Origin of the sequence: Dactylosporangium salmoneum (genome assembly GCF_039532525.1) — a bacterium.
GTDB classification, from domain to species: Bacteria; Actinomycetota; Actinomycetes; order Mycobacteriales; family Micromonosporaceae; genus Dactylosporangium; species Dactylosporangium salmoneum.
Map to the genome: position 1 here is coordinate 37430 of NZ_BAAARV010000120.1, position 8415 is coordinate 45844.

11 protein-coding genes are annotated in these 8415 nt (G+C 71.8%); 3 read left to right on the forward strand and 8 right to left on the reverse strand.

All coding sequences use genetic code 11. The annotated features are described in order from the left end of the window. Positions 1–102 precede the first annotated feature (102 nt). From ABD352_RS51135 to ABD352_RS51170, 8 genes are read right to left on the reverse strand one after another with little or no spacing between them, the layout of a single operon-like run. Entirely contained in the window at positions 103–885 is a 783-nt protein-coding gene (locus ABD352_RS51135; protein ID WP_344619931.1) for a hypothetical protein, read from the reverse strand. Next, positions 882–1901, reverse strand: coding sequence for a Gfo/Idh/MocA family protein (locus tag ABD352_RS51140; protein ID WP_344619932.1), 1020 nt, complete (start codon positions 1899–1901; stop codon positions 882–884). The genes ABD352_RS51135 and ABD352_RS51140 overlap by 4 nt, the downstream gene beginning before the upstream one ends. Beyond that, the gene (locus ABD352_RS51145) at positions 1898–2881 is read right to left on the reverse strand and encodes an aldo/keto reductase (protein WP_344619933.1); all 984 of its coding nucleotides are present in this window, start codon (positions 2879–2881) and stop codon (positions 1898–1900) included. The genes ABD352_RS51140 and ABD352_RS51145 overlap by 4 nt, the downstream gene beginning before the upstream one ends. Then, a complete protein-coding gene (locus ABD352_RS51150) occupies positions 2878–3840 on the reverse strand; it encodes a 2-hydroxyacid dehydrogenase (RefSeq protein WP_344619934.1) in 963 nt (320 codons plus the stop codon). Before ABD352_RS51150 ends, ABD352_RS51145 begins: the two co-directional genes overlap by 4 nt. A 25-nt stretch (positions 3841–3865) precedes the next feature. Beyond that, positions 3866–4834: a lactonase family protein gene (locus tag ABD352_RS51155; RefSeq protein ID WP_344619935.1), complete on the reverse strand. Its 969-nt coding sequence runs from the start codon at positions 4832–4834 to the stop codon at positions 3866–3868. Position 4835: 1 nt separating this feature from the next. Continuing rightward, positions 4836–5696 carry an SDR family NAD(P)-dependent oxidoreductase gene (locus tag ABD352_RS51160; protein ID WP_344619936.1) on the reverse strand — a complete coding sequence of 287 codons (861 nt, stop codon included), beginning with the start codon at positions 5694–5696 and terminating at the stop codon, positions 4836–4838. 49 nt (positions 5697–5745) lie between these two features. Next, positions 5746–6348 carry a TetR/AcrR family transcriptional regulator gene (locus ABD352_RS51165; RefSeq protein WP_344619937.1) on the reverse strand — a complete coding sequence of 201 codons (603 nt, stop codon included), beginning with the start codon at positions 6346–6348 and terminating at the stop codon, positions 5746–5748. Continuing rightward, positions 6336–7349: a carbohydrate kinase family protein gene (locus tag ABD352_RS51170; RefSeq protein ID WP_344619938.1), complete on the reverse strand. Its 1014-nt coding sequence runs from the start codon at positions 7347–7349 to the stop codon at positions 6336–6338. The genes ABD352_RS51165 and ABD352_RS51170 overlap by 13 nt, the downstream gene beginning before the upstream one ends. A 173-nt stretch (positions 7350–7522) precedes the next feature. Between ABD352_RS51170 and ABD352_RS51175 the strand changes: the two genes are divergently transcribed. The 3 genes from ABD352_RS51175 to ABD352_RS57955 all read left to right on the forward strand — a co-directional run. After that, positions 7523–7813 carry a Dabb family protein gene (locus ABD352_RS51175; protein ID WP_344619939.1) on the forward strand — a complete coding sequence of 97 codons (291 nt, stop codon included), beginning with the start codon at positions 7523–7525 and terminating at the stop codon, positions 7811–7813. 36 nt (positions 7814–7849) lie between these two features. Further along, on the forward strand, positions 7850–8236 hold the full coding sequence (locus tag ABD352_RS51180) for a cupin domain-containing protein (RefSeq protein ID WP_344619940.1): 387 nt from the start codon (positions 7850–7852) through the stop codon (positions 8234–8236). A 1-nt stretch (position 8237) separates the two neighbouring features. Beyond that, positions 8238–8415, forward strand: a 178-nt coding sequence (locus ABD352_RS57955; protein ID WP_486303858.1) for a mannitol dehydrogenase family protein, incomplete at its 3' end; no start/stop codon positions are given.

Sequence of the window (8415 nt, forward strand, 5' to 3'; positions counted from 1 at the left end):
TTCTAAGACCGCGGCGATCTGCGGGCCGGAGACCTCGGCGTGCGCTCGACGCGAACGCCGGGCATGGAGCAGCGCCGAACGTGACGAGTGTGGGCGGCGCGGTCAGGACGCGACGAGCCCGCCGGCGGTGCGGATCGCGGTGGCGAGTTCGGCGAGGCCGTCGTCGCTCGCCGGTGCGTCGAGCAGCGCCAGCCACCGCTGTCGTAGCAGCGATTCGTAGGCCGGCCGGACGGCCTGCTCGCCGGTCGCGTCGAACCGAACGCTCCGGCCTGGGATGTCGGCCGGGTCGGCGGGCAGCCGAACCGTCCACCGGGTTTCGGGGTCGACGGCTGTCACGGTGAACTCAGCCGGCCCGAGCCGGGACACCACACCCGACACGTTGATCGCCGGCGCGTCCGCGACGCCGGTCAGGTGGTACCCGTGCTCGTCGAACGCGGTCAGGCGCAACTCGCCGGCGGTCAGCCGGCGCAGGATCACCAGGTGCTCGACCAACGCCGCACGCACGTCGGACGACGGGTCGATCAGCTGGCAGCTGTCCAGCAGGGCCGGCGATTCCGGGGCGGTGAGGTCCGCCAGCAGCGGGCTGTCGGCGAACATCCAGGACACCACCACCTGCAGCCCGATGCCGCGTGCCCGGTCGGCCAGCTCCCCGACGTCGGCGGCGCGTGCAGCGCCGGGCGTGTCGAGCACGATCGTCCGGGCCCCGGCCGCGCAGGCCGACCGGACCTGGTCGAGCAGCAGCGGGCTCGCGGTCACGACCGCGATGTCGGCCCGCTCGTCCGCCGCCAGCCGCAGTCGCCCGCCGAGCGTCAGCGCCGCGAGCTCGTGGCGGCGCGCTGTGGCCGGTGCGCACCAGCGGGTGCTGACGGTGCGCCGGCCGGTCATGCCGCCACCAGCCGATCGGCCTGGTCGATGAGCCCGATTGCGAAGTCGATGTCGTCGAGCGCGGTCGCGACCGGGTAGCGCGGCGTGATCGCGCCGCCGGCCAGGTCGGCGAGGTGCAGCCATTCGCTCAGGTAGCCGTTGACCGGGGACTGCCAGGTCTGTGCCAGGTCCGGGTGGTTCGTGGAGCGGATGGTCGCGTGCGACGAGCCGGCCTGCACGTAGGAGGGCGGGAAGCTCAGGTCGAGCCGGTGCTCGCGGCCCCAGGCCGTGAGGGTCCACGAGGGCTGCCAGCGCCCGGCGGCGAGGGCCAGCAGCTCCATCCGGCCGGCCGGTCCGGTGAGCACCAGCTGGTAGCCGAACGGTGGCACGAAACGCGCCGTAACAAGCCGGTCGACGTTCGGCAGCAGCGACCGGGCCAGCGGCAGAACATGCGTCGCCAGGCCGAGAATCGCCCGCGACAACGGCGTTGCGGCACTCGGCGCAGGCGTCTGGGCGGAGCCCGGAGCGAGCTCGGCGGCGGCCAGCACGAACTCGTCGTTCGGCGGCACCAGCACGACGGAGCGCAGGATCGTGCACGACTCGGCGAGCTCGGCCCATCGCTGCCGGGCGGCGATGTATGCGGGATCGAAGGCGTGCATCGCGCCCACGACCAGCGGCACCGGATGGGTCGCGAGCGTGTCGCGGATCTGCTGCACGTCGGCCGTCGAGGTCGCCAGCGGCTTCTCGCACAGCACGGCGATTCCGTGGCGTGCGGCGGCCGTGATCTGCTCGGCGTGGAAGCGGTGCGGGCTGCAGATCACCGCGGCCGTGACGCCGTGGCGGGTCAGCGCGTCGTCGAGGTTGGTCGATGGTGCGGCGCCGAACCGGCGCGCCACCTCGTCGGCCAAGGCGGCGTCGGGATCCATGACGACCACGACGCGGAACCGGTCGGCCAGCGTGACGAGGGCGCGCAGGTGCACCGCCTGGGCCACCGCGCCCGCGCCTATCACCGCGACTCCCACCGGCTCGTCGCTCATGCCGGGCCGTCCCCGATCAGCCGGTTCAGCTCGGCCGTCAGCGTCCCGGGCAGGGATCCGGCGAACGCGTGGACGTTGGCGGTCACCTGCGCGGCGCTGTTCTGGCCGACGACGACCGAGGCGACGGCGGGGTGGCTGAGCGGAAAGCGCAGCGCGGCCGACGGCAGCGTGGTGCCGAACCGGGTGCAGGCGGCGGCGAGCGACGTGGTCAGCTCGATCAGCGCGGGATCGCTCGCCCGGTAGTTGAAGCGGGCGCCCGGCTCCGGCCGGTCGGTGCTCAGCAGGCCGGAGTTGAACGGTGCGGCGGCGAGCACCGAGACGCCGCGTTCGGCGCATTCGTCCAGCAGCGGCAGCGCCGAGCGGTCCAGCAACGTCCACCGGCCGGCCACGAGCACACAGTCGAGATCCGTCGTGCGCACCAGGTCGAGCGGTGCCTGCCATTGGTTCATGGCGACGCCGATCGCCCCGACCAGGCCCTCCTCGCGGAGTTCGGCCAGTGCCGGGAGCGCCTCGGCGGCACACTGCTCCAGGTGCCGATCCGGGTCGTGCACCAGGGCGATGTCGAGACGGTCGATGCCGAGGCGCTCCAGGCTGGCGGCGACGCTGCGGCGGACGCCGTCGCGGCTGTAGTCGGGTTGCTGCTCGACGTCGTCGGGCACGTCGAAGACCGTCGACGTGAGTGCGGAACCGGTGGGGTTGCGGTTGGGGACGAGTAGCCGGCCGACCTTGCTCGCGATCACGTAGTCGGCCCTATCACGCCGGGCGAGGGCCGCGCCGAGCCGCCGTTCCGACAGGCCGAGGCCGTACTGCGGCGCGGTGTCGAAGAACCGGATGCCCTGCTGCCAAGCTTCGTCGACAAGGGCGGTGGCGGCCTCGTCGGACATCCGGGTGTACCGGTTTCCCAGCGGCGCCGCGCCGAGACCGAGGTCGGTGACCAGCACGTCGGTCCGGCCGATCGGCAGCCGGCGCAGCGCGGTCACTCGGTCACCTCGTTGACGAGCTGACCGGCGGCGAACGCGCGCATGTTCTCGATGCCGATGCGCAGGGCCACACCGAACGTCTCGGCGGTCACCGACGCGGCGTGCGGGGCGAGCACCAGGTTGGCGTCGAGTGGAAGTGCGGAGAGGTCCGGCGGCTCGGAGTCGAACACGTCCAGGCCGGCCCCGAAGATCGCCTCGCGGCGGAGCAGGTCGTACAGCGCGGCCGTGTCGACGAGCTCGGCCCGGGCCGTGTTGACGAAGATCGCGTCCGGCTTCAGCGTGCCGAGCAACTGCGCGGAGATCAGCCCGTCGGTGGCGGGGGTGTGGCTCAGGTGCAGGCTGACGACGTCTGACTCCGCGAACAACGCGGGCAGTTCGACGAACTCGACACCGAGTGCCGCCGCGCGCTCAGGCGTCGGGCGGCGGGTCCAGCACACCGGCCGCATGCCCAGGCCGCGGGCGCGGCTGATCACCTTCGCGGCGATCGGTCCGGCACCGACGACGCCGAGTTGCTTGCCGATCAGCTGCCGCCCCGGCCGGCGCGCCCATTCGCCGGCCCGGACGGTGCGATCACCCTCGGTGAGCCGGCGGGCGACCGCGAGCAACAACGCGACGGTCAGCTCGGCGACGCTGTCACTGGCGTAGTCGGGCACGTTGCACACGGCCACCCCGCGGGAGCGGACGGCGGGCACGTCGACGGCGCGGGCGACTCCGGTGCCGAGGTACCCGACGATCTTGATCGTCGGGCAGCGGTCGAGCACCTCGGCGGGGAACCGGCCGCGCAGGCCGTACAGCAGCAGCCCGTCGGCGCCGGCGGCCAGCTCGGCGAACCGGTCGGCATCCGGTGCGGCTTCCTCGTACCAGACGAGATCATGGCCGTACGGCCGCAGAATCGTGGCGGCGAAGGTCGCGGCGAGGTCGCGGTAGCGGGGGACTCCGTCGACACAGACGAATTTCATGGCTGCTCCGATCGAGCGGACGGGGTCAGGTCAGGTAGCCGACGGTGATCGCCTGCGCGAGCGCGGCCGTCTGCCGCAGCGGCGCCAGTGTGTGATCGGGGGCGAGGCGGAAGGTCTCGAGCCAGCCGGTGTCCTCGTTGGCCACCGCGAGTAGCCCGCCGGGCGAGGTCGACAGGTCCCGCGGCCAGCCATGGGTGGCGGTCCAGCGCGGCCGGCCGCCGGCGAGCGGCAGCGCAGCCACCGAGTTGTGCCCACGGTTGCCGACCAGGACCGTCCCGGCGTCCACGATGATGTCCGAAGTCTGGTTCGCGCCACGGTAGTCGGCCGGCAGGGTGCTGACCGGCGCGGCGAGCTCGGTGAGCGAGCTGACGTCGAGGCGGTGCACGGTGCTGGCGAGCTCACAGACGACGAGCACACTCGTGTCGCCGGCGCGGGCGAGGTGGCGCGGGCCACTGCCGGGCGGCGCCGGCCAGCTCGCCGCCAGGTGCAGGCCGGCCGTGCCGAACCGGTAGCGGCGCACGGCATCCGCACCGAAGTCGGAGACGAGCACCCCGTCGGCGAGAGGGAGCGCACTGTGCGCGTGGCTGCTCTGCTGGCGGCTGGTCACGCTCCTGCCGCTGCCGACGATCGTCTCGTCAAGGTGTAGCCGGTCGCCGGTGAACGCCCAGCAGCAGGTGGCGCCGCTGCGGTAATGCGCGGTCACCACCCGAGCGGCATCCGCGGTCGCGGCGACGTGGACGGCAGCCGGCTCGCTCGCCGCCCGGTCGACACGGACGAAACCCGCGCCGTCGAGCCGGTAGGCGTCCAGGATCCCCCCGTCGCCCGCGGTACCGGCGACGAAGAGCACACCCGCGTCGGCTGCCCACGACAGGTAGCCGGGCGTGGCCGCCAACGGCGTGCTGGCGAGCAGGTCGGCGCCGTCCGCGCTGCGCAGTTGAAGAGCCGGTGCGCCGTCCGCGGCGACGCCGGCGAGCGCGAGCAGGGAGTCGGGCACGTCAGGTCCGCCGGCTCGGCGCCGGGTCGTATCCGCCCGGGTGGCGGGCGAAGTCGCTCGTCGGCTGCCGCACCTGCACCTGGCCCCAGCGGTTACCCGGACCGATGTCGTCGCCGCCGTACGTGGCCGGCAGCGGCATCCCGCCGTCGACCGGGATCGACGCACCGGTGATGTAGGACGCGTCGTCGGAGACCAGGAAGCGCACGGTCTTGGCGATGTCCGACGGTGTACCGGTGCGGCCGAGCGGGATGTCGCGGTCCAGCTCGCGGTAGCGGTGCGCCCGTTCCGGGAACACCTCGATCGCGCCGGGGGCGATCGCGTTGACCCGGATGCGGTGCACCGACAGCTCCAGCGCCCAGGACCGCATCGCCCGGTCGAGCGCGGCCTTCAGCCCGCCGTAGACGGCATCGACCGGATCGACCCACCGGGCGCGGATCGAGGTGACGAAGACGATGCGGCCGGCGATCCGCTCGTCGATCATGTGCCGCGAGACGAGCTGGGTGAGCAGCAGCGGGGCGCGGAAGTTGATGGCGTACACGTCGTCGACGTCGGTGAGCCGGGTGTCGTAGAGCCGCTCGGAGTAACCGCGGCCGGCGTTGTTGACGAGCACCTGCACCGGACCGAAGTCGCCGATGGCCCACTCGGCGAAGTGCCGGACCTGGTCCGGGTCGCGGAAGTCGGCCTCCACGGGCTCGACCCGCCCGCCGTATCGGCGGGCGGACTCAGCGACGTCGCGCGCCTTCGCCGGCTCGCCGCGATGGGAGAAGACCACGTCGTAGCCGGCGGCTGCCAGCTCGTCGACGACTCCGGCGCCGATCCCGCGGTTTCCGCCGGTGACCACGGCTGTCTCTCTGTTGGTCATGCTGTGTTCACCTTTCATGCCCGCGAGGGTGCGCCGATGGATCGGTGACTCAGTCCTCGGAGGAGGGACTGAGTGATTCGAACTCCTGGTCGATGATCTTGGTCATCGCCGAGGTGGACAGCCGTGTGCCGTAGAGCAGGCTGTGCAGGCTCAGCCCGTCGATCAGCGCGAGCAGCCGCTCGGTGACAAGGTCCGGGTTGAGCCGGCGCTTCACTTCGCCGGCCACCTGAGCGTCGACGACCAGTTCGCGCATCGTGCGGAACAGGTCGGTCTCCTCGCTCTGCTGGACCTCCATGAGGAATGGTGCGTTGAGCGCCTGTCCCCAGAAGATGATCTCCAGCCGGGTCTCGGACGACCGCTCGGCGTCGAGCGGCAGGTTGTCCAGGACCAGCTCGCGGAGCGCGGCGAGGCCGGCCAGCCCTTCCATCTTGCGGGCCCAACGCTCGCGGATCACGCGGTGCGAGTAGCGCAGGGCCGAAGCCAGTATGTCGTCGCGATCGGAAAAGTAATGTGCGAGCGACCCGGTCGACCAGCCTGACTCGTCGGCGATCACCCGCATGGTGGCGCCCTCGATGCCGGAGCGCGCGATCACGCGGGTCACCGCCTCGAGCAGCTCTTCACGACGCTTACCGTGGTCCACTATCTTCGGCACTGCTGTACTCCCTGTTCGCCTGGGGATCCGTCGGTGAACGAGCGACGCGGGCCGGAGAGCGCAGCGGTGACCCGCTCCGCGGAAAGCCGGCCGCCGTCAGAACCTAGCGCCTGCACGGTCAGTGCTGCGGCGGCGTTGCCGAAGTTGACGCAGCGCTCGAGGTCCCAGCCGCTGACCAGGCCGGCGAGCACTCCGGCGGAGAATGCGTCGCCGCAGCCGGTGCTGTCAACCACCGGCACGTCGTACGCCGGTATCCGCCACACGCCACGGGAATCGGCGACGACGCAGCCGTCCGCGCCGGTGGTCACCACGACCGCGCCCGCGCCCATGTCGCGGAAGACGGCCGCGGCGTCGCTGACCCGGTCGGCTCCCGTGATCTTCAACGCCTCCAGGTCGTTCGGCAGGAACACGTCGACATAGGGCAGGTAGCGGCCAAGCAGGTCGGCCGCATCGGCCCGCTTCACGCCCAGGCAGTCGGCGGTCACGATGCAACCGGCCTGCTTGGCCGCGGCCATCAGCTGCACGCATGTGTCGCCGTCGAAGCCGGGCAGGGCATTCACGCCGCCCACGTGGACCGCGGCGAACTCGTCGAGCTCCGCCCACGGCAGGTGCTCGGCACCGAAACGGGCGTTGGCGCCCCGCACGTGCCAGGCCGGCCGTGAGCCGTCCGGCGCGATCGGCAGCATGGTGCATGACGTCTGCACGTCGGCGAGCGTGGCCAGCCAACGGGTGTCGACCCCGGCCTCGTCGAGCAACGTGCGGACGAACCGGCCCGCCGCGTCGTCGCCGAGCGCGCCGGCGGCCGAGGTCGGGATGCCGAGCCGGGCCAGGTCGACCGCCGTACCGCCGGCCGTGCCGGCCACCGTCAGCCGGATCTCTTCGATGAGCTGGCTGTTCTGCGTATCGGGCAGGCGGCTGATCGGCCGGCCGAGGATGTCGAGAATGTAGGCGCCGAGGCACAGCACGCGGCGCGCCTCGGAAGCGGGATTCCCAAGCGTCATAAGGCCATTCCAGGAGCAGGAAGACTTGCTGGATCGGGGCCGAGGGTGCCTTGACGGGCCCACGCGCCGAACCCTAGCATTTATTTCGCTTGTTCACTATACCATCGGCTCGGGCGCTGTTCTCCAGCCGTCGCGAGCCGCTCGTTGCCCGGTCGATCCGATGAAGGAGCCGCATGTACGTGCAGATCTCCCTGCTGCGGTGGAAGGACATCGCCACCGAACAGTCGGCGCAGGAAGTGCTCGCCCGCTATCGCGAGCTGGCCGACATCGACGGTGTCGTCGAGGTCACCGTCGGCAAGAACCAGTCGCCCTGGTCGGCTGGCTACACCGACGTGATCCTGGTGCGCGCCGAGGACAAGGCGGCGATCGAACGGTACCGCACGGACCCGCGCCGCAAGCAGTTGGCCGCGACCGTCGACGAGCTCGAGGAGCACGGCATCGGTGTCGTGCTCGGGCCCGTCTGACCGCACCCGGATGCGTTTTCTCAAAGGAGACAGCTCATGACCACGCCCGCCATCACGCCGGCCGTCCGGCACACCCAGGTCCAGTCCGCCGACCTGCCGGAGAAGTCCGTCGCCGGCAGCGCACCGGCCGGCGACGTCTACGAGGTGTCGTTGCCGATGTGGCCCGACGAGCGCAAGGGCATCATGAAGTCCGGGATCTGGGAGGCCACTCCCGGCCTGCTGCGCGGCAAGCGCGAGGGCTGGGCGGAGATCTGCCACATCATCTCCGGCCGGGCCACGGTCACCACCGAGGGCGGTGACGCGGTCGAGCTCGGCCCGGGTGACGTGCTGGTGCTGCCCGACGGGTGGCGCGGCACGTGGGAGATCCACGAGACGGTGCGGAAGTTCTACGCGCTGCAGCGCTTCGACACCTACCGGCCCTGACGTGTCGCGCATCGTCCACCTCGGGCTCGGCAGTTTCCACCGCGGCCACCAGGCCGTCTACACGCAACTGGCCGGTGACGGCTGGCGGATCACCGGGGTCGCCCGCAGCAACCGGGCACTGGTAGAAACGTTGCGGCGGCAGGAGATGCGCTACACGGTACTGACCATCGACGGGGAAC